We start from the raw sequence: 22,275 nt of genomic DNA, 5'->3' as shown, positions 1-22,275 counted from the left end.
TCCGTTCATCCGTTCGGGCGCGGCGGCGTGCTTCCTTCAGCGCACGGCGATCGCCGGTTCTTCGCGCTTGTCCAATTCCTTCTTCGCGGCCAGCGGCAGACGCGCATCGTCCCACTGCGCCAGCCATTCGACTTCCTTCGCGGTGAACACCTGTCCGTAGTTGCGTAACGCGTACTGCAACGCGTCGACGACGTGGTGGCGAATGATTTCGGGGGTGCGTGCATCGTCCAGCACGAACCGGAGAGCTTCCAGGGTCGACATACTCGTGCTCCGGGTCAGGGAAAACCCTTTATCACACGCCAATAAGTCGTGCGCCACGCGGAAAAAAATCGCGTGGCCGCCGGCGCCATACGTACCTTTTGACCGATGCACCGGAGCAGTGCCAGCGGGCAAGCGCGCACGTCGCAATGTGCGCCAGGTCACCTTGCATTGCGACGGCTTCGTGTCGCTTGCGATTGGTTACGTTTGATAGAAAACAGTAAGCCGCGGTTCATGCGAGCGCCCCACGATCCGGCGATATTTTGCGCGCTTGATGGCAAGTCACGCAGTTCAACGTCAATCGATGAGGTGGGGTGATGATGTCTTTCCTTGGTAAGCAGCGGAAGTTGGTGGTGATGGTGGCAGGCGCGCTGGCGCTCGCAAGCGCGGGTGCCTATGCGGCGCAGCAGGACGGCGACAGTCAGGGCGAGGACGGCGGCCATGGCCACCGTGTCGTGAAGCACGTGCTGCTGATCAGCGTCGACGGCCTGCACGAGCAGGATCTCGCGCGCTGCATCGGCGCGAACACGTGTCCGAACATCGCGGTGCTCGCGCAGCACGGCGTGACGTACACGAACGCGTACACGCCGGGCCTGTCGGATTCGTTCCCGGGTCTCGCGGCGCTCGTGACGGGCGGCTCGCCGAAGACGGCCGGCCTGTTCTACGACGTGTCGTACGACCGCAACCTGTACGCACCGGGCGACACGACGTGCTCGGGCAAGCAGGGCTGGAACGTCGTGTTCGACGAGACGACCGGCATCGATGCGTTCAACGGCGGCAAGCTCGTGCACCTCGACGGCGGTGGCGGGTTCAACCCGCAGGCGATCCCGCATGCGAAGGTCAACGGCCAGTGCGTGCCGGTCTATCCGCACAATTACGTGAAGACCAACACGGTGTTCGAAGCCGTGAAGGCCGGCGTGCCGAATGCGCACACCGCGTGGGCCGACAAGCATGCGTGGGGCTACGACTGGCTGAACGGCCCGTCGGGCACCGGCGTCGACGACATGATGCGCACCGAGATCAACTCGATCGACGCGACGACGCAAACGGACTACACGGACGTCTATTCGCACACCGCACAATTCGACAACCTGCACGTGCAGGCGCTGATCAACCAGATCAACGGCCGCGACTCGACGGGCACGAAGAGCGCGCCGGTGCCGACGCTGTTCGGCGCCGACTTCCAGACGCTGAGCGTCGCGCAGAAGGCGGTGGTGACGAAGGGCGGCGGCTACATGGACGCGAACTTCACGCCGAACGGGCAGGTCGCGAACGCGATCACGTATGTCGACAACTCGATCGGCCATGTCGTTGCGGCGCTGAAGCAGGCGAACCTGTATTCGTCGACGGCCGTGATCGTCACGTCGAAGCATGGCCAGTCGCCGACCGACCGCACCAAGCTCGTGAAGAACGGCGACACGCTGACGAAGCTGCTCGAAACGAACAACTACCTCGACCCGAACGGCAACTTCGGCCAGGCCAACACGACGACGGGCAACCTGAACGACGGTTCGGGCCTCGTCGACACGGGCTTCGTGCAGACCGACGACGTCGGCCTGATCTGGCTGCGCGACCGCAACCAGCGCACGGCCGTCGTGCAGACGCTGAAGGCGAACCTCGGCTGCAACGCACCGGGGATCTGCGCGGACGGTTCGCAGGCGTACATCCTGTACGGCGCGGCGCTGGCCGAGCGCTTCGGCGATCCGGCCAACGGTCGTACGCCGGACATCATCGTCCAGCCGAATCCGGGTGTGATCTATACGTCGAGCACGAAGAAGGACGAGGAGCACGGCGGCAACGCGCCGGACGACAGCCACCTCGGCCTGCTCGTGTCGTATCCGGGCATCCATCGTGCACGCACCGTGACCGACGTCGTCGGCACGAAGCAGGTCGCGCCGACGATCCTCGGGCTGCTCGGCGCGAACCCGCGCCTGCTGCATGCGGTGGTGGCCGAGAACACGCGCGTGCTGCCGGCCCTCGGTATCGACCACTGACGACGCCTGCCGGACGCCGCCGCCGGGCGGTGTCCGGCGCGGGACGCGCGGCGGCGCGCGTCCTGCTACATGACGATGCGGGTCCGGCTCATGCGGTCCCGCATTCGTCCAGCATCCATGCCCTGAAGTGCCGCAACGCCTCGCTCGTCTCGAGGCGCTCCGGCGCGTAGCACAGGTAGTGCCCCTGCGCGTCGACGTCGACGGGCGCGTCGAACGGCTCGACGAGCGTGCCGGCCGCGAGATTGTCGACGATAAGGAAGTGCGGCACGAGCGCGAGCCCGAGCCCCGCCTGCGCGGCCTGGATCAGCACCGAATACTGTTCGAAGCGCGGCCCGGCGAGCGCATTCATCTGCGTGGCGCGATGGCGTTCCGCCCACGCGGACCACGCGATTTCCGCCTGCTCGTGCACGAGTCGCGGCGCCGCCACGGCGTCGGCGGGCGTGCGCAACGCGTGCCGCTCCGCGAACTCGCGCGAACAGACCGGCACGAAGGTCCGCCCGTCCAGGTAATCGCTTCGCACCCCTTCCCATGCGCCGTCGCCATAGCGGATCGCCGCGTCGAGCCCGAACGGAAAGATGTCGCCGTGCGCGAGATGGCGGCGAAAGCTCAGCGTGACGCTCGGCGCGACAGCGAGAAAACGCGTGAGCCGCGGCACGAGCCACTTGGTCGTAAACGTCGGCACGCTCGCGATCGTCAGCAGGTCGCTGTTCTCGCGTGCGCTCAGCAGTTCGATCGACGCGTTGCCGATCTCGCGCAGCGGGCCGACGACGCGTGCGTGGTACACCTGCCCGGCGCGCGTGAGCACGAGGCTGCGCCCTTCGCGCACGAACAGCTTCACGCCGAACAGCGCCTCGAGATTCGCGATCTGCCGGCTGACCGCGCTGGGCGTCAGGCCCAGTTCGCGGGCCGCGTAGGAGAAGTTCAGGTACTTCGCAGAACTCGCGAACGCGTGCAGTTCCGCGACGTTCGGATACAGGTGCTTCATCGCGACTATTCCTTCGGCGCACAGATCAATGCGGGCTTTGTACGTTTTTTTCATGACGATGCCATGTCGAAACCGCACACTGCAGCCATCCCGAAAACGCGTGACAGCCCCGCCCGGCGGGCGTTGCGCGGCGTCTTTGTCTCTCTTGCCCGCGAGTGTTTCCATGCCTGCGTCTACCGCCCCGGCACTGGCCGATGGTGTTCCGATTCCGCGTAACAGGCCCGTGCGTCCGAGCGCCGGACGCCTGCTGCTGAACGCGCTCGTCGCGATGTTCGGGCTCTACCTGTTGCTGCCGATCGCGCTGCTGCTGGTCGGCTCGGTGGGCCAGTCGTGGACGAACACGCTGCTGCCGACCGGTTTCACCGGGCACTGGTTCGCCGACCTCGCCGCGAACCGCAGCTTCACTCGCGCATTCGGCGTGAGCCTGACGGTCGCGCTGGCGTGCTGCGCGCTCAACGCGGTGATCGGGCTGCCGCTCGCCTATGCGCTGCATCACCGCGCGCAGGCCGGGCGCGGCATGGCGACGCGCATCGTGATGCTGATGCCGGTGGCCGTGCCCGCGCTGACGCTCGGCTTCGGCTACATCGCGATCTTCAGCGGCGACACGCTGCCGTGGCTCGGCACGCTGCCGCTGATGATCGGGGCCCACGCGGTGCTGACGCTGCCGTACCTGCTGCAGACGCTACTCAGCGATCTGCGCCACCTCGGGCTCGCGCGCCTCGAAGCCTGCGCGGCGACCCTCGGCGCGACGCCGCTGCGCCAGTTCTTCACGATCGTGCTGCCGAACCTGCGGCACAGCCTGTTTTCCGGGCTCGTGATGGTGGCCGCGCTGTCGATCGGCGAATTCCAGATCTCGAACCTGATCGCCGGCTTTCGCTACCGCAACTATCCGATCGTGCTGCTGCAGGCGTTCTACGGCGCGTCGGGGATGGCGTGCGCGGCTACCGTCGTGCTGCTCGTCCTCGCCGTGCTCGCGACACTCGTGTCGGTCGGCACCGTACAACGCATGAAGTGAGCCAGTCATGAGTCTCGAATTCGAACACGTCAGTTTCCAGTATCCCGGCGCGCGTCACGGCGTCGACGACGTCACGCTGTCCGCCGCGCAAGGCGAGCTGCTCGCGGTGATGGGGCGCAGCGGGTCCGGCAAGTCCACGCTGCTGCGGCTCGCAGCCGGCCTGCTCGACGGCGGCAGCGGCCGCATCGCGATCGGCGGCGACGACATGGCGGGCGTGCCCGTGTGGCGACGCGAGGTGGGCATGGTGTTCCAGCACTACGCGCTGTTTCCGAACCTGTCGGTAGCCGACAACGTCGCGTACGGGCTGCGGATGCGCGGCGTCGCGGCCGACGCCAGGCGGCGGCGTGCGACGGAGATGCTCGACCGCGTCGGCTTGTCGGCGCATGCCGAGCGCGGCATCGCGATGCTGTCCGGCGGGCAGCAGCAGCGCGTCGCGCTGGCGCGTGCGCTCGTGATCGAACCGAAGCTGCTGCTGCTCGACGAGCCGCTGGCGGCACTCGACGCCGGCATCCGCCATCAGCTGCGCGATGAAATCCGCGCGCTGCAGCGCGCATGCGGTGCGACGACGCTGCTCGTCACGCACGACCAGGACGAGGCGCTGAGCATGGCCGATCGCGTCGCGATCGTCGACGGCGGGCGCGTGCTGCAGGTCGGTACGCCGCGCGACCTGTACGAGCGGCCGGCTTCCGCGCAGGTCGCGCGCTTCGTCGGGCATTCGACGCTGCTGCGCGGCCGCGTGATCGCGCACGACACGGTCGACGTGCGTTTCGCGACGCTGCGCGTCGAGACGGGCGCGCACCGGCCGGGCGCCGAGATCGAGGTGCTGGTGCGGCCCGAGCACGTCGAAGCCGATCCGCCGGGGCCCGGCGTGAACCGTATCGACGGCCGTCCGGGCGACGTGCGCTACTTCGGCGCGACGCAGCGCTACGACTTCATTCCCACCGGTTCGGCCGACCCGCTGCTGTGCGAAGGCCGCGTGACGGCCACGCGCTGCATCGCGATCGAACCGCGCCATCTGCTCGTGCTACCGGCGTCGCCGGCCGCGCAATGACCCCTTTCATTCAACGGAGATCCCCGATGCTTGCAGGCCAACCCCTTGTGAAAACCCTGCGCGCCGGCATGCTGGCGCTGTGCGCACTCGCCGCGCTGGCTGCCGCACCGGCGCACGCCGCGCCGCTGTATCCGGGCGAGGACGCGCTGTATGCGAAGGCCGCCGACGAAGGGCTCGTCGTGTCGTTCGACACGGGCCCCGAATGGGCGAACTGGAAGGCGCTGTTCGCCGAATTCCGCAAGCGCTATCCGAAGGTCGAGATCACCTACAACGACATCGGCTCGGCCGCGACCGTGGTCGCGCTCGACAAGTCGCGCCGCCGTCCGCAGGCCGATACCGCGTACTACTTCGCCGCGTCGGCGCTCGATGCCGAGAGCAAGGACGTCGTCGCGCCGTTCAAGCCGGTCAACTTCGACAAGCTGCCGAACGTGTTCCGCTCGGCGGACGGCCGCTGGTTCGCGGTGCATTCGCTGAACATCGCGTTCCTCGTCAACCGCAAGCTCGTGAAGAACGTGCCGCAGCGCTGGTCCGACCTGCTGAAGCCGGAATATCGCAACGCGGTCGTCTACCTCGACCCGCGTTCGACCGGGCAGGGGCAGGTTGCCGTGTTCGCGGCCGCGTACGCGAACGGCGGGAGCGTCGAGAATCCGAAGCCGGGCGCGGAATTCTTCGGCAAGCTGAAGAATGCGGGCAACGTGCTGCGCGTCGAGGGCACGACGCCGTATGCGAAGTTCGTGAAGGGCGAGATTCCGATCCTGATCGGCTATGAGAACGACGGCCTGAAGGCGAAATATGTCGACGGCATGGGCGATGCGGCCGACGTCGTGATTCCGCAGGACGGCAGCGTGTCGGCGCCGTATGCGATGAGCCTCGTGAAGAACGGCCCGAACCCTTCCGCCGCGCAGCTCTGGCTCAACCTCGTGATGAGCGACGTCGGGCAGGCGCTGTTCGCGCAGGGCTTCGTGCGGCCGGCCGTGCCCGGCACGCCGGTCGCGCCGGACGTCGCGGCGAAGCTGCCGAAGGCGCCGCAGGTGCGCCCGCTCGACGTGGCGAAGGCGGCGACGCGCAAGGCCGAGGTCGACCAGCTCTGGTCGCAGGCGACGCTCGGCAACTAAGGAGCGCGCGATGCAGACCTCCCTCGCGGAACGCGGCGTGCTGCGCCGCTTCGGCGCGGCCCCGGCTGCGGTATTGCTGGCGGTGTGCTTCGTGCTGCCGCTCGCCGCGCTCGTCGGCTCGGCCTTCACGGACGGCGGCCGCGCGTTCGCCGCGGTGCTGCGCGATCCGCTCGTCGCCGATGCGATCGTGCGCTCGCTGGCGCTGGCGGTTGGCGCCGGCACGCTGTCGGTCGGCGTGGGTGTGCCGGTTGCGTTCGCGCTGGCCGGGCAGTCGCCGGCCCGCCGCCACTGGACGCTCGCGCTGCTCGGCGTGCCGCTCGCGTTCTCCGGGCTGGTGATCGCGTACGGCTTCATCCTCGCGTTCGGGCGCGCCGGCTTCGTCACCACGCTGGCGGCATCGCTGGGCGCGGACCCGAACGTGCTCGGCGGCGCGATCTACACGATGCCGGGGCTGGCGGTCGCGTACGCGTACTACCTGATCCCGCGGGTCGCGCTGATGATCTATCCGGCGCTCGCGAATCTCGACCGGCGGCCGCTCGAAGCGGCGCTGACACTCGGCGCGCGGCCGTGGCGCGCGTGGCTCGACGTCGCGTGGCGCGAACTGTGGCCGTCGGTCGCGTCCGCGTGGTGCCTCGTCACGGCGATTGCGCTCGGCACCTACGGCACGGCGCTCGCGCTGGCCGGCACGCAGATCAACATCCTGCCGCTGCTGATGTATCTGAAGCTGTCGGACGGGCAAACCGATTTCTCGCAGGCGGCCGTGCTGTCGATCGTGCTGACGGCCATCTGCACCTGTGTTCTTGCATTGGGGGAAGGCCTTGTTCGGCAACGACGTCATTGAGTGGTCGGAAGCGGCGCGTGCCGCGCTCGCGCAACTCGCGCAGCGGCAGCGCGGCGAGCGGCGGCATCGCATGCCGGTCGGCGTGATCGGCCCGCGCGACGCGACCGGCGAGCAGATGCGGGTCGCGGAGCGGGTTGCGCATGCGCTCGCGGCGTCGGGCATTGCGATCGTCGGCGGCGGCAAGCAAGGCGTGATGGAGGCGGCCGCGCGTGGTGCGCATGCGGCCGGCGGGTGCGCGATCGGGCTGCTGCCCGAAGAAGATGCGCGCGATGCGAACCCGTATCTGACGGTCGCGCTGCCGACCGGGCTCGGCATCACGCGCAACGCGCTGATCGCGCGCGCGTCGCTGTGCCTGATCGCGGTGGGCGGCGGGCTCGGCACGCTGTCCGAGATCGCGCTCGGGCTGCAGTGGGGCAAACCGGTGTTCACGATTTGCGACGCGCCGCCGGTGGCGGGCGTCGAGTGCTTCGACGAAACGGATCCGCTCGTCGCGCGTGTCGCGCGGTGGCTCACTGATTCGGCGTAGGTCTGGAGATGTGCGGTATCGCCTGATGTCATCTGTATAAATAGGAATCCTATACATGAAGAAGTTAACCATGATCCTGTGCGCGGCGGGGTGCGTGTCCGCGACCGCCCATGCACAGGGCACCGTCACGCTATACGGGATCGTCGATGCGGGGCTGGGCTATACGAGCAACCAGCGCGTCGCGACGAACAAGGGCTCGCTCGGCACGCCGGTCGCGTATCGCGGCGCGTCGAGCTACAGCTTCGCGAGCGGCACGTGGTCCGGCAGCCGTTGGGGCCTGAAGGGCAAGGAAGACCTCGGCGACGGGCTTGCCGCGATCTTCCAGCTCGAGAACGGCTTCAACATCGGCAACGGGCAGCTCGGCCAGGGTGGCCGGATGTTCGGCCGGCAGGCGTGGATGGGGCTGTCGAGCACGCGCTTCGGCACGCTGACGATGGGCCGCCAGTACGATCCGATCGTCGATTTCGTCGGCACGATCGGACCCGGCTCGTTCCTGACCGGCATGGGCGCGCATCCGGGCGACCTCGACAACATCGACAACCAGGCGCGCGAGAACAACTCGGTCAAGTACGTCAGCCCGAAATTCGGCGGCTTCACGTTCGGCGCGTTGTACGGCTTCGGCAACCAGGCCGGCAGCGTGAAGAACCAGAACACGTGGAGCGTCGGCGGCCAGTACGTGAACGGCCCATTCGCGCTCGGCGCGGCCTATCTGTATGCGACCAACGCGTTCGGCGCGAACGCCGGCGCATGGACGGGTTCGTATGACGGCACGTTCGCGTCGTCGATCAACGAAGGCTTCGCATCGTCGAAGAGCATGCAGATCGTCGCGGCGGCCTCGACCTATCAGATCGGCGCGGTCACGCTCGGCGTGTCGTACAGCAATACGCAGTACCGCGCGGGCGCGTTCTCGACGTTTCGCGGCACGGCGAACTACAACTCGGCGGGCGGCACGGTGTCGTGGCAGGCGTCGCCGGCGCTGCGCGTCGCGGCCGGCTACGACTTCACGCGCGGCAGCTCGATCGGCGGCCAGTCCGCGCCGAAGTACCACCAGCTGAACCTCGCGTCGTACTACAACCTGTCGAAGCGGACCGCGCTGTACGGTCTCGTCGGCTACCAGAAGGCGAGCGGCAAGACGCTCGACGCATTCGGCAACGTGGTCGACGCGACGGCGTCGGTCGGCGACGTCGGCAACGGCATCTCGTCGGCCGGCGACACGCAGACGCTCGTGCGCATCGGGATGCGGCATACGTTCTGATCGGACAACCGTGCTCCGGCGAATTCGGCCCGGCGCCCGTGTGAAGCGGGCGCCGGGCTTTTTTGTCGACGCGGGAAAGCGGCGAGCCCGGCATTGCGATGTGGGCGCACAGGCTTGAATTCCGCGGCGCAACACGCCATATTGGTCGGGCATCATCATTCAACGACGCACGAAGAGGAATTCCCATGCGCCTGATTCTCGCCCTGCTGCTGCCGTGGCTGCAGTTCTTCACGATCGGCCGCCCGTTCGCCGGGCTGATCTGCCTGATCCTGCAAATCACGTTGATCGGCTGGATCCCGGCCGCGATCTGGTCGGTCTATGCACTGAGCCAGTACAAGACGGATCGCAAGATCGAGGCGGCGCTTGGCGGGCAGAAGTAGCGCTCTGCAGCAATTCGGCGTTTCTCCCACCGGGAACGATGGCGAAGATCCTGTTTCGGCAGATTTCTACATAAGTTAGCCGGCGTTCCGGGCACAATTTATGTGGATTTGTGCCGAAATGATCATGCTCGGGGTAAATAGGCGACGCGATGGACAAACGCTATGACGCGCTGCCGCTTCCCGAACAGCTTTCGCTCCGACGACAAGCGATCGAAGACGTGCTCGCGCATCCCGAGTGGTCGTCGCGCGAATCGGTACGTCATCTGAAGAAGACGATTCAGGATATCGAACAAGGTCGCCGCGACGGGACGGTGCAGACGATGAACCGCATCTTCGGCATGCCGGGATTGAAGCTCGGTGTGGTGCGACAGAATACATAGCCGGCCGTGACGGCGCATCCGCCTTGGGCTGCTTGATCGGTTTCTGCCTTCTACCCCTCGCCGGCTATCCCGCCACCGCCCCCTCCAGTGCCTCCGCCCGCGCGAACAGCCAGTCGACGAACGTACGCAGCGACGGATCGTCGTCGTCGCGATACAGGCAATGAAACGGCGGCCCTTCCAGGTGGACTTCCGGAAACAGCGCGACGAGCCGCCCGTGCTCGAGGTCGTCGCGCACCACCGCGCGCGGCGCGAGGCACACGCCGAGCCCGCTCGCGGCGGCCTTGGTCATCAGGAAGAACTCGCGATAGAACGGCCCGCGCAGCGTCTCGGTGACGACCGAGCCCGCCTGGTGGAACCAGTATTGCCACGCCTGCGGCAAGCCCGCGTAGTGCAGCAGCGGTGCGTTGCGCAGGTCGGCCGGCGTACGCACCTGGTCGAGCACCGGGTGGCCGGGCGCACACACCGGCACCGCGACGGCTGCGAGCAGCGGCCGCGACACGAATCCCTTGCGGCGCAGTTCCGGCGTATAGCGGCGAACCACGATGTCGCAGGTTTCGTCGAACTGGTCGTGCTCGGTGTCGGGCGTCGTGACGAGTTGCACGTCGATATCGGGATGCTCGGCCTGGAACGCGGCCAGTTGCGTGAGCAACCATCCATGTGAGAAAGACACCGATGCGTTGATCCGCACCGGATGGCCGCCGACGGGCTCGAACATCTGCCCGGTTGCCTGCGCGAGCCGGCCGAGGCAGCTCGCGACGTCGACGAGGTAATGCCGCGCGCGCGGCGTGAGCCGCAACGAGCGTCCGTCGCGCTCGAACAGCTTCTGGCCGAAGAACGATTCGAGCACGCGGATCTGCTGGGCGACCGCGCTTTGGGTCACGTTCAGCTCGTCGGCGGCGAGGGTGAGGCTCTGCAGGCGGCCGGCAGCTTCGAAGCTGCGCAGTGCGTTCAGGGGTGGCAATCGGCGCATCGTGAGATCGCGAAGAAAAGCTACACAGTGGGTCAAAAAATGTCGTTTGTGGCGGCCGGGGCGCCTCCCTATCATGGCGCCGACAGGAGAGAACGCCCCGATGACGATCATATCGCCACCCGACGCCCGGACAACCGGAATTCGCCACCGTCTGCGCCTTCGGCGTGCGGCGCGGCGCGCGACGAACCGCCCGGCCGCCGTGCCGCCCGGGCGCGGCCGCGGCGCGCTGGCGCTCGCCTGTGCCGGACTGTTCGCGGCGCTGACCGGATGCGCGACGAAACCCGAGAACGAGCGGCAGATCGGCGATGGCGGATCGCTGGTGCGCTACAGCTCGAGCCAGACCGAAGTCGACCTGACCGATACCGAGCAGCAGGCGCTGCGCATGCTCAGCGACCGCCGCTATGCGGATGCGACGCAGGCGCGCGCGCTCGACGCGGTGGCCGGCGTGCTGCGCGCGCAGGGTTATGCGCCGGTGACGGTCGATCGAGAGTCGGGGCTGGTGGAAGCGGGGCGCAGCGATACGCTGATCCCGAAGTGGCGTCAGCTGTTGCGCGGCGCGCTGAAGGCCCGCATCGGGATGCTGCCGGTCAAGCCCGATCATGAGCGCGTGGCCGCGATCGTGACGGTTCGGGCGGGGCGGGACGTGCGCGTCGCCGACGCGCATGTCGCAGACGCGCATGTCGCAATCGTGCGTGCACGATTCGATCGCACGGTGTGGGACAGCGCCGGCGATTCGCGGACCAAGACCGTGATGGAGCCCGAGTATTACCAGGCGTTCTTCACGGAAGTGGACAAGGCGATGTGCGCGACGAAGTGCGAGCGGTGAGCGGGGAGCGCGCCGGGACCTGAGAGGCGGGAAGTGCGATCGCCGCGGCAGCGCGCCGGCGGCGATCGCGGTGCGCCGGCGGCGGGATGCGCGGAATGGATCCGGCATTCGCCCCGGCGTGCAACGCAGGGGGCGCTACTTCACCGCAAACAGCGTCAGGTTCATGAAGATCTTGAACGCATAGCCGAGCGTGACGGCGCCGATCACGCCGCCCGCCCACAGGACGATGAACCACATCCAGCCGCGCATGCGCGGCTTCGGCGCAGCGCTCTGGCGTTCGGCGGAATCAGTGGTGGTAGTAATGCTGGTCTTCATGGCGCACCTTGCCTCGGAATACCCAGTAACCCATCGTCGTGTAGGCGATGATGATCGGGAGGATAACCGCTGCGCCGACCAGCGTGAAGGTCTGGCTGGAACGCGGCGCTGCGGCTTCCCAGATCGTCATCGTCTGAGGAATCGCATACGGGAACAGCGTGACGAGCAGGCCGACGTAGCCGAGCAGCACGAGCGCAAGCGCGAGCACGAACGGCGTCATGTCGTGCCGGTCGCGCACCGCGCGGCGCATCCACACCGCGCACCCGGCGACCAGGAACGGCACCGGCAGCAGGCGCCAGAACAGCCCCGAATCGAACCAGCGCTGCGCGATGGCCGGATCCTGCAGCGGCGTCCACAGGCTGATTACCGCGATGAAGCCGAGCAGCACGACCGTCAGCGGCCACACGACGCGATGCAGGCGGCGTTGCAGGTCGCCTTCCGTCTTCGCGACGAGCCAGCAGCAGCCGAGCAGCGCATAGGTCACGATCAGGCCGAGGCCCGTCAGCAGGCTGAACGGCGTGAGCCAGTCGAAGGCGTCGCCCGCGAACACGCCGTCCTTCACGTTGATGCCCTGCAGGAACGCGCCGAGCGCGATCCCCTGGAACAGCGTCGCGCCGGCCGAGCCGCCGATGAACGCGAGATCCCACAGCTGCTTGGTGCGCCGCGCCTTCGCGCGGATCTCGAACGACACGCCGCGGAAGATCAGGCACACCAGCATGAAGATCAGCGGCAGGTACAGCGCGGACAGCACGGTCGAGTAGACGATCGGGAACACCGCGAACAGCCCGGCGCCGCCGAGCACGAGCCACGTCTCGTTGCCGTCCCAGACGGGTGCGACGGTGTTCATCATCAGGTCGCGTTCCTTCTCGTCCGGGAAGAACGGGAAGACGATGCCGATGCCGAGGTCGAAGCCGTCGAGCACGACGTACATGAAGAGCCCCAATGCGATGATCGCGGCCCAGATTACGGTGACGTCCATAGGTTTTCTCGTATGCGGAAAGGGTGGGGCTCAGACGGTCTCGAGCGGCTCGTCGACGGCCGACATCGGGCGGCGCGCGGTGTGGTCGGGGCGCGTGTCGGGGGTGTCGTCGTGCTTCACGTCGGGCAGCGCGGGGCCGGCCTTCATCAGCTTCAGCATGTAGTACACGCCGGTGCCGAACACGAGGAAGTACACGATCACGAACGTCATCATCGACAGGCTGACCTGCTGCACCGACAGCGGCGATACCGCATGCGCGGTGCGCATCACGCCATACACGACCCACGGCTGGCGGCCTGCCTCGGTCGTCACCCAGCCCGCGAGCAGCGACACGAAGCCGGTCGGGCCCATCACGAGCGCGAAGCGCTGGAACCACTTCGATTCATACAGGCGGCCGCGGCGGCGCAGCAGCCACGCGAGCGCGGCGAGGCCGATCATCGCGAAGCCGAGGCCGACCATGATCCGGAAGCTCCAGAACACGACGGTCGAATTCGGTCGGTCTTCCGGCGCGAATTCCTTCAGGCCGCGGATCTCGCCGTCCCAGCTGTGCGTGAGGATCAGGCTGCCGAGGTGCGGCACCTTCACCGCGTAGCGGGTCGTTTCCGCCTTCATGTCCGGAATGCCGAACAGGTTCAGCGGCGTGCCGCCCTTCTCGGTTTCCCACAGCCCTTCGATCGCGGCGATCTTCGCGGGCTGGTGCTTCAGCGTGTTGATGCCGTGCTGGTCGCCGATCACGGCCTGCAGCGGCGCGAGCACGAGCAGCAGCCACAGCGCCATCGAGAACATCTTCTTCACGCCCTTGTCGCGGCGGCCCTTCAGCAGGTGCCAGGCGCCCGTGGCAGCCACCACCAGCGCGGCGACGATGAACGCGGCGATCGCCATGTGGAACAGGCGGTACGGGAACGACGGGTTGAAGATGATCGCGAACCAGTCGGTCGGCACGACGCGGCCGTCGACGATCTCGAAGCCCTGCGGCGTCTGCATCCAGCTGTTCGACGCGAGAATCCAGAACGTCGAGATCAGCGTGCCGATCGCGACCATCAGCGTCGCACCGAAGTGCGCGCGCGGGCTCACGCGGTTCCAGCCGAACAGCATGATGCCGAGGAAGCCGGCTTCGAGGAAGAACGCGGTCATGACCTCGTACATCAGCAGCGGCCCGGTGACGGCGCCGGCGAAGCTCGAGAAGCCCGACCAGTTCGTGCCGAACTGGTAGCTCATCACGACGCCGGAGACGACGCCCATCCCGAACGCGACCGCGAAGATCTTCGACCAGAACAGGCAGAGGGTTTTGTAGTACTGCTTGCCGGTCTTCAGCCAGCGATATTCGAGCACGGCGATGAAGCTGGCGAGGCCGATGCTCAGCGCCGGGAAGACAATGTGAAAGGAGACGGTGAACGCGAATTGCAGGCGGGCCAGATCGAGGGCCGAAAGAGCGGTGTCCATACCAGTTGACCGAGGCTGACGATACCCGCCGGCGGGTGCCGGCGGACCCCGGCGGACGGGCGTCGGGGTTGGCTGGAGTATGTGCCGCGATGTTGCACCGCGAAATGTGCCAACTCGTCGCAGATGTCCAGCCCGTCGCGCGCATTTCCGGGGTAAATCGTTGATTCGTATCAAGAAGGCTGCTTGCCGCGCGCGCGGCCGTGGCGTGGCGGTCTGACGCACGTGCGTCAATATGGCGCGTCGCGTCATCGGAACGGTTCGGTGCGGACGCAAATGTCGCGTGATACCGCGCGGCACGGCGCCCGAACCGTTGCGGCGCGTTATCGCGTAACGGACACGGACGTACCGGCGGGCCGTGCCGATGGGGTCTGTCACATTGGTAACGTCGCGCAACATTGGCGCGTGCGCCCGTAATGGATGACGGATCGTGCGCGGCGTAGCGTTCGGTATGTCGGGTTCGCATCGACGAACCGCCAGCCGGAGAACGTGACGTGAATGGATTGAAGCTCGCGCTGGGCGCGGCGGCCGCAGTGGCGATCGCGACGGGCGGCGTGGCGCATGCCGCCCGGGTCGGGGTCTATATCGGCCCCGGCTACCCGTATTACTACCCCGTCGTCCCGGCGCCTTACTACTACCCGCCGCCCGTCGTCGCGGTGCCCGTCGATCCGGGGCCGCCGCCCGAGTACGTCGAGAAGGGACAGCCGCAGGACGACGGCGACGCGAACCTCTGGTACTACTGCGACGCGTCGAAGCATTACTACCCGTATGTGAAGACCTGCAAGTCGGGCTGGCGATCGGTGCCGGCCCGGCCGCAGTGACGGAGGCGCGACGATGAAATCCGTATTTCAATCTCTGCGCGTGCCGGCCGCGCTGGCGCTGGCCGGCCTGCTCGGCGCGTGCGCATACATGCCGACCGGGCCGAGCGTGATGGCGCTGCCCGGCACCGGCAAGTCGTTCGACCAGTTCCGCGCCGACGATGCGAACTGCCGTCAATACGCGTTCGAGCAATCGGGCGGCGTGAGCGCGGGCCAGGCGTCGACCGCGAGCGCGGTCGGCAGCGCGGCCGTCGGCACCGCGCTGGGTGCGGCGGCCGGCGCGGCGTTCAACGGCGGCACGGGGGCGGCTGTCGGCGCGGGCGCCGGGCTGCTCGCGGGCAGCGTGGTCGGTGCCGGCGCGGCGCAAGGTTCGGCCTACGACATCCAGCGCCGCTACGACTACGGCTACCTGCAATGCATGTACGCAACCGGCAACCGCGTGCCGGTACCGGGCGGGATGAGCGGCGGCGGGGGCGGTGGGTATGGCGGTGGCGGATATGGCGGCGCACCGCGCGCGGCGCCGCCGATGCCGCCGGCGGGCGTTCAGCCGCCGCCGCCGCGCTACTGACGGCAGCCTCGTCGTCGCCGTGCGGCGTGGCGTGCAAGTGCGCCGTGCCTGGTGTGCGCATCGATCGTCGGTACACACGCGCGATGTGAATTGCGTACACTCTGAGTCTCGTTTCGGCAGGGCCGGGCGCATCGGATCCGGTCCGCGTTTACCCAGGACTCAGCGATGATCGATTTACGCAGCGATACCGTGACACGACCGAGCCAGGCAATGCTGGCCGCGATGACTGCCGCCGAAACCGGCGACGATGTATGGGGTGACGACCCGACCGTGCTGCGCCTGCAGGCGGTGATGGCCGAGCGGGCCGGCAAGGAAGCCGGCCTGTTCTTCCCGAGCGGCACGCAAAGCAACCTGGCCGCACTGATGGCGCATTGCGAGCGCGGCGACGAGTACATCGTCGGCCAGCTCGCGCACACCTACAAGTACGAAGGCGGCGGCGCGGCCGTGCTGGGCAGCATCCAGCCGCAGCCGATCGAGAACGCGCCGGACGGCACGTTGCCGCTCGCGAAGATCGCCGCGGCGATCAAGCCGATCGACAATCACTTTGCCCGCACGCGCCTGCTCGCGCTCGAAAACACGATCGGCGGCCAGGTCCTGCCGGAAGGCTATGTGCAGGAAGCCACCGCGTTCGCGCGCAGCCGCGGGTTGTCGCTGCACCTCGACGGCGCGCGGGTATGCAACGCGGCCGTCGCGTCGGGCCGGTCGATCGCCGAGCTGGGCGCGCCGTTCGACACCGTGTCGATCTGCTTCTCGAAAGGGCTCGGCGCACCGGTCGGCTCGGTGCTGGTCGGCAACCGTGCGCTGATCGAGCGCGCGCAGCGCTGGCGCAAGGTGCTCGGCGGCGCGATGCGGCAGTCGGGCATTCTCGCGGCGGCCTGCCTGTATGCGCTCGATCACAATGTCGAGCGGCTCGCGGACGATCACGCGAATGCCGCGTATCTCGCCGAAGGTCTCGCACGCATCGACGCCGTGAAGGTGCTGTCGCACGCGACGAACATGGTGTTCGCGCAATTCCCCGAAGCCGATTGCGCGCCGCTCGAGGTGTGGCTCAAGGCGCGCGGGATCCTCACGCAGATGTTGTATGCGTCGCGCTTCGTCACGCACTGCGACGTGTCGCGCGCGGACATCGATACGTTTATCGACGCGGTCGGCGCGTATTTCGCGCAGCGCCGCGCGTAAGGGGGAATGCGCCGGCCGGCGGGGGCGCCGGCCCGATGTGGCGCGAAGCAGGAGGCGGAGAGGCGACGGGGGCGACGTGGCAACCCGTCTGTCGATATCGGGCGAGCCGGCGGATTACGCTTGCCGGGGTGCGTCGGCGGGCGGTGTGCCGTCGCGGAACAGCGCTTTCAGCTGCGTGCGCAGTTCGGCGCTGTCGGTGTGCTGGTGCACCAGGACCGCATGTTGCACGGCGGCCTCCAGCAGTTCGTTATCGGAGTCGGCAGAAATCGCGACCGAGCAATTCATCGCGCTGGGAAACTCGCGGCAATCGATGTAGCGGCGAGACATGATGTTCTCCTTGCGGGAAAGGGCGCGGCCGGATTTGCGTGATCGGCCGCACGGCGCGTTCGCGAGGCCGATGGAAAAAGTATAGGCGGCGCGGCGGGGATTCTCGTCGCGAGGTGTACCGCGCCGCACACCGCACACCGCACACCGCACACCGCACACCGCACGCTGTACGGCGCGGCGGTGCCGCTCAAACGCGCGTCACGGCAGCGGCGCGAGCAACCGGCGCGCCGCTTCGACCACCCGCTCGGACAACGACGCCATCGTCGGCGACTGCACGGTCCACGCGTGCCAGTACAGCGTGACGTCGGTCGGATGTGCGGGCGCGAGATCGACGAGCCCCTGCGTATCGAGCGGCGCACTGCCGATCAGCGGCTCCGGCACCATGGCATAGCCGAGCCCGTGCCGCACCGCCGCGAAGTGCGAATGGGTACCCGGCACGTAGTGGCACGGGTACGCGCCCTCGAGCAACCCGAACTTCTCCTTCAGGAACGACGACTGCAGCGTATCGCGCCGCGAATACGCGACGACGGGCGCGCGGCGCGCGCTCGTGCGGTTCAGCCCGCGCGGGAACCAGCGCACCGCGAACGCGGCGGCCGCGAGCAGCCGGTAGCGCATCGTGCCGAGTGGCGTCGCGAGGCAGCCGCGCATCGGCTTCGGCTCGGTCGTCACGCAGCCGACCGCCATCCCGCTTTCGAGCAGCGCGAACGTATGGTCCTGATCCTCGACGATCAGCTCGAACAGGATGCGCTCGCCCGCGAGCACCGACGTCAGCGCTGGCAGAAACCACGTACCGAGACTGTCGGAATTGAGCGCGATCGTGACCGAGATCGGCGATTCGCGCTCGGTCGCGAGCGTGCTTTGCAGGTCGGCCTGCAGCAGCGCGACGCGGCGCAGATGCTGCAATACGCGCTGCCCGGCCACCGTCGGGCGGCACGGCCGCGTGCGCAGCACGAGCGGCGTGCCGAGGCTTGCCTCCAGCGCGCGGACCCGCTGCGTGACGGCGGACGCGGTCACGTGCAGGCGCACGGCCGCCTGCTCGAAGCTGCCCGTGTCGGCGACGGCCAGCAGCGCGGCGGCCTGCTTCGGATCGATCGTCATCGACATGTCGTTGGAATTCCTGTGAACGTAAGACGAGAACAGCCGGTAGTGTAAGTCAGTGCGCACTAGCGGCCGGGTGCGGCGCAACGTTCTGCTGCACTGCATTCGTCGTCGGAATTGGTCACGGCACGTACGCGAGCCGGATGTACGGCACCCTTGGCCATCAGGCCGGGAAAGGAGAGCGTGGACACCGTAGGTGTCCTTTCGGTGGTCATTGCGGTGTCTGCTGCCGTTCGATGTGCTGGCGAATGATCTCCAGGGGCGCACCGCAGCGGCTTCCAGCGAAGCAGGACGACGACCACACTCTTGCGGATACCCCGATAGATCTTCTCCCGGATCTTGCTGTTGGAGACATTGTTCAGGCGGCCCACGAGCGGCGACACGGTGACCTTTGGCGGATGGTTCGCCTGCACGCGAATGTGATTGCCCTCCTCATCTAACTCGACCCGTTCCGCCTCGAAGTCGGTACTGACGCGGATAAGGATGCTACGCAGGTCGTCTAGGATTGCCTGGGTGAACACCTCTCGGCGGTATTGGGTCACGAACACACGACGAACATGTATCAGAATGGTGAAGTGTCTTCCGTGCCCATGTCGTTGTCGTTGCTCATGGGCCAAAGTACATTGAGTCGATGCAACGTTTCCAGGCCTTCAAGTACGAATTGATGCCGACCGGCGATCAGCAGGGCGACATGCGCCGCTTCGCCGGTTCGTGCCGTTTCGTCTTCAACAAGGCACTGGCGTTGCAGAAGACATGTTACGAGCAGCGCAAGAAGAAACTCGGCTTCGCCGAACTGTGTAAGCTGCTCACCGAGTGGCGAAACGGTACGGAAACCCCGTGGCTCAAGGATGCACCGACGCATCCGTTGCAGCAGGCGCTCAAGGACCTCGAACGGGCTTACGCCAATTTCTTCGCCAAGCGGGCCGACTTTCCACGCTTCAAGAAGAAGGGCCAACGCGACAGCTTCCGCTATCCGGACCCGAAGCAAATCAAGTTCGACCAGGCCAACAGCCGCATCTTCCTGCCCAAGCTGGGCTGGCTCCGCTATCGCAACAGCCGTGAGGCGCTGGGCGAGCTGAGGAACGTCACCGTCAGCCAATCGTGCGGCAAATGGTACGTGAGCATTCAGACAGAGCGGGAAGTCGATCGGCCGCTCCCGAATGGCGGTGCGGTCGGCATCGACATGGGTATTGCCCGCTTCGCCACACTCTCGGACGGCACGTTCTTCGCGCCGCTCAACAGCTTCAAACGGCATCAAACCGTGCTGCGCAAGGCGCAACAGGCAATGGGCCGCAAAACGAAATTCAGCAACAACTGGAAGAAGGCGAAATCCCGTATCCAGCGTATCCACTCCCGTATCGGAAACGTTCGCCGCGACTACCTGCACAAGTACTCAACCACGATCAGCCAAAACCACGCGATGGTGTGTATCGAAGACTTGCAGGTACGGAATATGTCCAGGTCGGCGGCAGGCAGCTCCGATGCGCCGGGAAGAAACGTTCGGGCCAAGTCTGGTCTGAATAGAAGCATTCTCGATCAGGGATGGTTCGAGTTCCGCCGTCAATTGGACTACAAGCTGGCGTGGAACGGTGGCTACCTGATCGCGGTGCCGCCGCAGAACACGAGCCGCACCTGCCGGCGCTGCGGGCATGTGTCGTCAGAGAACCGGCGCACGCAGGAGCGATTCGCGTGCGTCGAATGCGGCTTTGAGGAAAACGCCGATCTGGTCGGCGCAATCAGCATTCTCAGGGCGGGACACGCCCGTTGCGCCTGCGAAGTGAGCGGTGCAGTCATGCCGCCAGCAGCAGGAACCCACCGAAGTGACTCATCCTGGATCGATGCCGGGGGAGCACCGTAGGAATCCCCCTTTAGGTGAGGGAGGATGTCAACTACGCTATATGAACGCGCGGAACCGGCATGTGCCATGCCGGCACTTCGCGCGCGGACGATCGCGCGTCGCGCGCAAGCCGCGGCGCGGGCGTCGTGACGATTCCCCTTTCACGGAGACGAACATGTCGATTCGACTAGGCGAGGACGCGCCCGATTTCACTGCGGAGACCACCGAGGGAACGATCCACTTTCATGAATGGATCGGCGACCACTGGGCGATCCTGTTTTCCCATCCGAAGGATTTCACGCCGGTGTGCACGACCGAACTCGGCTACATGGCCGGACTCAAACCGGAATTCGACAAGCGCAACACGAAGATCATCGGGCTGTCGATCGATCCGGTCAGCGATCACCGGAAGTGGGTCGCGGATATCGCTGAAACGCAGGGTCATGCGGTCAACTATCCGCTGATCGGCGACGACGAGCTGAAGGTCGCGAAACTGTACGACATGATTCATCCGAACGCGAGTGGCGGCCCGCGCACGGCGGTCGACAACGCGACCGTGCGCTCGGTGTTCGTCATCGGGCCGGACAAGAAGGTCAAGGCGATGCTCGTCTATCCGATGAGCGCCGGGCGCAATTTCGACGAGGTGCTGCGCCTGCTCGATGCGCTGCAGCTCAACGCGAAGCATACGGTGGCGACGCCGGTCAACTGGAAGCCGGGCGACGATGTCATCATTCCGACGTCGGTGTCGGACGATGCTGCGAAGCAGAAATATCCGGACGGCTTCCGGACGCTGAAACCGTACCTGCGCTACGTGACGCAGCCCAGCTGACACACCGTGCCGGCCGGATGCCGGCCATGCAGGACCACGACGGGGCGGCCCGCGCGACAGCGACAATCGCGGCGCGGGCCGGACAACACGCATCAAGCAGGCATCAAGCAAGCATCAACCAGCGACGGAGCGACTTCGCGATGATCTTCCGGCAACTCTTCGACCCGCAATCGTCGACGTACACGTACCTGCTTGCCGACAGCGCATCGCGCGAAGCGGTGCTGATCGATCCCGTGTTCGAACAGGTTCGCCGCGACGCGGCGCTGCTCGACGAGCTCGGGCTGCGGCTCGTCGCGACCGTCGATACGCACGTGCATGCCGATCACGTGACGGGCGCGTGGCTGCTGAAGCAGCGCACGGGCAGCACGATCGCGATCTCGGCCGCGAGCGGCGCGCAGGGCGCCGATCGTTATCTGAACGACGGCGACCGCTGCGCCTTCGGCGCGCGCTACCTCACCGTGCGCGCGACGCCCGGCCACACGAACGGCTGCATCAGCCTCGTGCTCGACGACGAATCGATGGCGTTCACCGGCGATTGCCTGCTGATCCGCGGCACCGGCCGCACCGATTTCCAGCAGGGCGACCCGCGCGCGCTGTATCGCGCGGTGCACGGCCGGCTCTTCACGCTGCCGGCCGCGTGCCTGCTGTATCCGGCGCACGACTATCGCGGGCTCACGGTGACGAGCGTCGGCGAGGAGCGGCGTTTCAATCCGCGCCTCGGCGGCGATCTGAGCGAAGACGATTTCGCCGGCTACATGCGCAATCTCGGGCTCGCGCACCCGCGGCAGATCGACGTCGCCGTGCCGGCGAACCTGCAGTGCGGCGTCGCCGCGAATGCGCCCGATGTGCAGGTCGCGCCCGACTGGGCGCCGCTCGTCTATACGTTCGCCGGGTTCTGGGAAATCGATCCGCAATGGCTCGAGGATCATCTGCCGGCGGTGCAGGTCGTCGACGTGCGCGAGCCGGACGAATTCACGGGCCCGCTCGGCCACCTGCCCGGCGCGACGCCGATTCCGCTCGGCGAACTGGCCGCGCGCGCCGGCGAGATCGCACGCGACCGGCCGGTCGTGACCGTATGCCGGGCCGGCGGGCGATCTGCGCAGGCGACCGTCATTCTGCTGAAGGCCGGCTTCGACACGGTGGCGAATCTCGGCGGCGGGATGCTGCGCTGGCGTGCCGAAGGGCGCGTCGTGATGGACGGCCGGTCGTAACGGGCCGAGCCGCAGTAAAAAAAATTTCCGATCGCTGTCGAAACGGCCGCATGCCGTTCGTCGTCAAGGTATCCGATC

The 22,275-nt window shown here is 67.1% G+C and carries 25 protein-coding genes; 16 read left to right on the top strand and 9 right to left on the bottom strand.

The genetic code is table 11. The features are described from left to right. Positions 1-36: 36 nt before the first annotated feature. Positions 37-261 carry a hypothetical protein gene (locus tag LGN19_RS23925; RefSeq protein WP_164462743.1) on the bottom strand — a complete coding sequence of 75 codons (225 nt, stop codon included), beginning with the start codon at positions 259-261 and terminating at the stop codon, positions 37-39. A 314-nt stretch (positions 262-575) separates the two neighbouring features. Here LGN19_RS23925 and LGN19_RS23920 point away from each other — a divergent pair, with 314 nt between their 5' ends. Next, a complete protein-coding gene (locus tag LGN19_RS23920) occupies positions 576-2,252 on the top strand; it encodes an alkaline phosphatase family protein (RefSeq protein WP_226217493.1) in 1,677 nt (558 codons plus the stop codon). 88 nt (positions 2,253-2,340) lie between these two features. Here the strand turns inward: LGN19_RS23920 and LGN19_RS23915 are convergent, their stop codons facing one another. Further along, the gene (locus tag LGN19_RS23915) at positions 2,341-3,237 is read right to left on the bottom strand and encodes a LysR substrate-binding domain-containing protein (RefSeq protein ID WP_174963213.1); all 897 of its coding nucleotides are present in this window, start codon (positions 3,235-3,237) and stop codon (positions 2,341-2,343) included. 268 nt (positions 3,238-3,505) lie between these two features. Here LGN19_RS23915 and LGN19_RS23910 point away from each other — a divergent pair, with 268 nt between their 5' ends. The 8 genes from LGN19_RS23910 (at position 3,506) to LGN19_RS23875 (ending at position 9,800) form a co-directional block, all read left to right on the top strand. After that, positions 3,506-4,252, top strand: coding sequence for an ABC transporter permease (locus LGN19_RS23910; protein ID WP_374102117.1), 747 nt, complete (start codon positions 3,506-3,508; stop codon positions 4,250-4,252). 7 nt (positions 4,253-4,259) lie between these two features. Continuing rightward, a complete protein-coding gene (locus LGN19_RS23905; protein WP_175222461.1) occupies positions 4,260-5,303 on the top strand; it encodes an ABC transporter ATP-binding protein in 1,044 nt (347 codons plus the stop codon). A gap of 26 nt (positions 5,304-5,329) precedes the next feature. After that, positions 5,330-6,418, top strand: a complete 1,089-nt coding sequence (locus LGN19_RS23900) for an extracellular solute-binding protein (protein ID WP_122948207.1) — start codon at positions 5,330-5,332, stop codon at positions 6,416-6,418. Between the two features lie 10 nt (positions 6,419-6,428). Then, positions 6,429-7,259 carry an ABC transporter permease gene (locus tag LGN19_RS23895; protein ID WP_226217492.1) on the top strand — a complete coding sequence of 277 codons (831 nt, stop codon included), beginning with the start codon at positions 6,429-6,431 and terminating at the stop codon, positions 7,257-7,259. Between the two features lie 70 nt (positions 7,260-7,329). Beyond that, positions 7,330-7,785: a TIGR00725 family protein gene (locus LGN19_RS23890; protein WP_122949640.1), complete on the top strand. Its 456-nt coding sequence runs from the start codon at positions 7,330-7,332 to the stop codon at positions 7,783-7,785. Positions 7,786-7,840: 55 nt separating this feature from the next. Next, positions 7,841-9,040, top strand: coding sequence for a porin (locus LGN19_RS23885; protein WP_175222463.1), 1,200 nt, complete (start codon positions 7,841-7,843; stop codon positions 9,038-9,040). A gap of 185 nt (positions 9,041-9,225) precedes the next feature. After that, complete coding sequence (locus tag LGN19_RS23880) at positions 9,226-9,420, top strand: YqaE/Pmp3 family membrane protein (protein ID WP_128842595.1); 195 nt, start codon at positions 9,226-9,228, stop codon at positions 9,418-9,420. A 149-nt stretch (positions 9,421-9,569) separates the two neighbouring features. Continuing rightward, a complete protein-coding gene (locus LGN19_RS23875) occupies positions 9,570-9,800 on the top strand; it encodes a transcriptional regulator (RefSeq protein WP_226217490.1) in 231 nt (76 codons plus the stop codon). 64 nt (positions 9,801-9,864) lie between these two features. On the opposite strand, the gene LGN19_RS23870 is transcribed toward LGN19_RS23875, so the two are convergent. Then, positions 9,865-10,770: a LysR substrate-binding domain-containing protein gene (locus tag LGN19_RS23870; RefSeq protein ID WP_226217488.1), complete on the bottom strand. Its 906-nt coding sequence runs from the start codon at positions 10,768-10,770 to the stop codon at positions 9,865-9,867. A 100-nt stretch (positions 10,771-10,870) separates the two neighbouring features. Here LGN19_RS23870 and LGN19_RS23865 point away from each other — a divergent pair, with 100 nt between their 5' ends. Then, entirely contained in the window at positions 10,871-11,596 is a 726-nt protein-coding gene (locus tag LGN19_RS23865) for a hypothetical protein (protein WP_226217486.1), read from the top strand. Between the two features lie 135 nt (positions 11,597-11,731). Here the strand turns inward: LGN19_RS23865 and LGN19_RS23860 are convergent, their stop codons facing one another. Genes LGN19_RS23860 through LGN19_RS23850 form a run of 3 tightly spaced genes read right to left on the bottom strand, consistent with a single transcriptional unit; the run spans position 11,732 to position 14,333 of the window. Beyond that, positions 11,732-11,911 carry a hypothetical protein gene (locus LGN19_RS23860; RefSeq protein ID WP_122948200.1) on the bottom strand — a complete coding sequence of 60 codons (180 nt, stop codon included), beginning with the start codon at positions 11,909-11,911 and terminating at the stop codon, positions 11,732-11,734. Next, positions 11,883-12,890, bottom strand: coding sequence for a cytochrome d ubiquinol oxidase subunit II (gene cydB, locus LGN19_RS23855; RefSeq protein ID WP_089451661.1), 1,008 nt, complete (start codon positions 12,888-12,890; stop codon positions 11,883-11,885). Before cydB ends, LGN19_RS23860 begins: the two co-directional genes overlap by 29 nt. Positions 12,891-12,920: 30 nt before the next feature. Further along, a complete protein-coding gene (locus LGN19_RS23850; protein ID WP_122948199.1) occupies positions 12,921-14,333 on the bottom strand; it encodes a cytochrome ubiquinol oxidase subunit I in 1,413 nt (470 codons plus the stop codon). Between the two features lie 491 nt (positions 14,334-14,824). Between LGN19_RS23850 and LGN19_RS23845 the strand changes: the two genes are divergently transcribed. The 3 genes from LGN19_RS23845 (at position 14,825) to ltaE (ending at position 16,895) form a co-directional block, all read left to right on the top strand. Then, on the top strand, positions 14,825-15,151 hold the full coding sequence (locus LGN19_RS23845; RefSeq protein WP_122948198.1) for a hypothetical protein: 327 nt from the start codon (positions 14,825-14,827) through the stop codon (positions 15,149-15,151). A gap of 13 nt (positions 15,152-15,164) precedes the next feature. After that, positions 15,165-15,716 (top strand): YMGG-like glycine zipper-containing protein, encoded by a 552-nt coding sequence (locus LGN19_RS23840; RefSeq protein ID WP_174963201.1) that lies wholly within the window; start codon positions 15,165-15,167, stop codon positions 15,714-15,716. Positions 15,717-15,881: 165 nt separating this feature from the next. Beyond that, positions 15,882-16,895, top strand: coding sequence for a low-specificity L-threonine aldolase (ltaE, locus tag LGN19_RS23835; protein ID WP_122948196.1), 1,014 nt, complete (start codon positions 15,882-15,884; stop codon positions 16,893-16,895). Positions 16,896-17,009: 114 nt separating this feature from the next. Here the strand turns inward: ltaE and LGN19_RS23830 are convergent, their stop codons facing one another. The 3 genes from LGN19_RS23830 to LGN19_RS23820 form a co-directional block, all read right to left on the bottom strand. Beyond that, the gene (locus LGN19_RS23830) at positions 17,010-17,222 is read right to left on the bottom strand and encodes a DUF1059 domain-containing protein (RefSeq protein WP_122948195.1); all 213 of its coding nucleotides are present in this window, start codon (positions 17,220-17,222) and stop codon (positions 17,010-17,012) included. 198 nt (positions 17,223-17,420) lie between these two features. After that, a complete protein-coding gene (locus LGN19_RS23825; RefSeq protein WP_122948193.1) occupies positions 17,421-18,326 on the bottom strand; it encodes an HTH-type transcriptional regulator ArgP in 906 nt (301 codons plus the stop codon). A gap of 59 nt (positions 18,327-18,385) precedes the next feature. Then, positions 18,386-18,862: a transposase gene (locus LGN19_RS23820; RefSeq protein WP_319000660.1), complete on the bottom strand. Its 477-nt coding sequence runs from the start codon at positions 18,860-18,862 to the stop codon at positions 18,386-18,388. Between the two features lie 89 nt (positions 18,863-18,951). Between LGN19_RS23820 and LGN19_RS23815 the strand changes: the two genes are divergently transcribed. The 3 genes from LGN19_RS23815 to LGN19_RS23805 all read left to right on the top strand — a co-directional run bounded on the left by LGN19_RS23815 (position 18,952) and on the right by LGN19_RS23805 (position 22,197). Next, entirely contained in the window at positions 18,952-20,178 is a 1,227-nt protein-coding gene (locus LGN19_RS23815; RefSeq protein WP_226217481.1) for an RNA-guided endonuclease InsQ/TnpB family protein, read from the top strand. Between the two features lie 154 nt (positions 20,179-20,332). Further along, a complete protein-coding gene (locus LGN19_RS23810) occupies positions 20,333-20,986 on the top strand; it encodes a peroxiredoxin (protein ID WP_226217479.1) in 654 nt (217 codons plus the stop codon). A 140-nt stretch (positions 20,987-21,126) separates the two neighbouring features. Next, complete coding sequence (locus LGN19_RS23805) at positions 21,127-22,197, top strand: rhodanese-like domain-containing protein (protein ID WP_122948191.1); 1,071 nt, start codon at positions 21,127-21,129, stop codon at positions 22,195-22,197. Positions 22,198-22,275 lie beyond the last annotated feature (78 nt).

This window comes from Burkholderia sp. AU30198 (assembly GCF_020419825.1).
Lineage (GTDB): Bacteria > Pseudomonadota > Gammaproteobacteria > Burkholderiales > Burkholderiaceae > Burkholderia.
This window is presented reverse-complemented; position numbering and strand designations above follow the sequence as displayed.

Bases quoted from the DNA above. Each gene is read 5' to 3' on its own strand.
- LGN19_RS23880 (WP_128842595.1), top strand. From the start codon at position 9,226: ATGCGCCTGATTCTCGCCCTGCTGCTGCCGTGGCTGCAGTTCTTCACG.
- LGN19_RS23870 (WP_226217488.1), bottom strand. From the start codon at position 10,770: ATGCGCCGATTGCCACCCCTGAACGCACTGCGCAGCTTCGAAGCTGCC.
- LGN19_RS23925 (WP_164462743.1), bottom strand. From the start codon at position 261: ATGTCGACCCTGGAAGCTCTCCGGTTCGTGCTGGACGATGCACGCACC.
- LGN19_RS23910 (WP_374102117.1), top strand. From the start codon at position 3,506: ATGTTCGGGCTCTACCTGTTGCTGCCGATCGCGCTGCTGCTGGTCGGC.
- LGN19_RS23905 (WP_175222461.1), top strand. From the start codon at position 4,260: ATGAGTCTCGAATTCGAACACGTCAGTTTCCAGTATCCCGGCGCGCGT.
- LGN19_RS23875 (WP_226217490.1), top strand. From the start codon at position 9,570: ATGGACAAACGCTATGACGCGCTGCCGCTTCCCGAACAGCTTTCGCTC.
- LGN19_RS23805 (WP_122948191.1), top strand. From the start codon at position 21,127: ATGATCTTCCGGCAACTCTTCGACCCGCAATCGTCGACGTACACGTAC.
- cydB (WP_089451661.1), bottom strand. From the start codon at position 12,890: ATGGACGTCACCGTAATCTGGGCCGCGATCATCGCATTGGGGCTCTTC.
- LGN19_RS23825 (WP_122948193.1), bottom strand. From the start codon at position 18,326: ATGTCGATGACGATCGATCCGAAGCAGGCCGCCGCGCTGCTGGCCGTC.
- LGN19_RS23915 (WP_174963213.1), bottom strand. From the start codon at position 3,237: ATGAAGCACCTGTATCCGAACGTCGCGGAACTGCACGCGTTCGCGAGT.
- LGN19_RS23865 (WP_226217486.1), top strand. From the start codon at position 10,871: ATGACGATCATATCGCCACCCGACGCCCGGACAACCGGAATTCGCCAC.
- LGN19_RS23895 (WP_226217492.1), top strand. From the start codon at position 6,429: ATGCAGACCTCCCTCGCGGAACGCGGCGTGCTGCGCCGCTTCGGCGCG.
- LGN19_RS23840 (WP_174963201.1), top strand. From the start codon at position 15,165: ATGAAATCCGTATTTCAATCTCTGCGCGTGCCGGCCGCGCTGGCGCTG.
- ltaE (WP_122948196.1), top strand. From the start codon at position 15,882: ATGATCGATTTACGCAGCGATACCGTGACACGACCGAGCCAGGCAATG.
- LGN19_RS23815 (WP_226217481.1), top strand. From the start codon at position 18,952: ATGCAACGTTTCCAGGCCTTCAAGTACGAATTGATGCCGACCGGCGAT.
- LGN19_RS23890 (WP_122949640.1), top strand. From the start codon at position 7,330: ATGCCGGTCGGCGTGATCGGCCCGCGCGACGCGACCGGCGAGCAGATG.
- LGN19_RS23850 (WP_122948199.1), bottom strand. From the start codon at position 14,333: ATGGACACCGCTCTTTCGGCCCTCGATCTGGCCCGCCTGCAATTCGCG.
- LGN19_RS23900 (WP_122948207.1), top strand. From the start codon at position 5,330: ATGCTTGCAGGCCAACCCCTTGTGAAAACCCTGCGCGCCGGCATGCTG.
- LGN19_RS23920 (WP_226217493.1), top strand. From the start codon at position 576: ATGATGTCTTTCCTTGGTAAGCAGCGGAAGTTGGTGGTGATGGTGGCA.
- LGN19_RS23885 (WP_175222463.1), top strand. From the start codon at position 7,841: ATGAAGAAGTTAACCATGATCCTGTGCGCGGCGGGGTGCGTGTCCGCG.
- LGN19_RS23810 (WP_226217479.1), top strand. From the start codon at position 20,333: ATGTCGATTCGACTAGGCGAGGACGCGCCCGATTTCACTGCGGAGACC.
- LGN19_RS23860 (WP_122948200.1), bottom strand. From the start codon at position 11,911: ATGAAGACCAGCATTACTACCACCACTGATTCCGCCGAACGCCAGAGC.
- LGN19_RS23830 (WP_122948195.1), bottom strand. From the start codon at position 17,222: ATGTCTCGCCGCTACATCGATTGCCGCGAGTTTCCCAGCGCGATGAAT.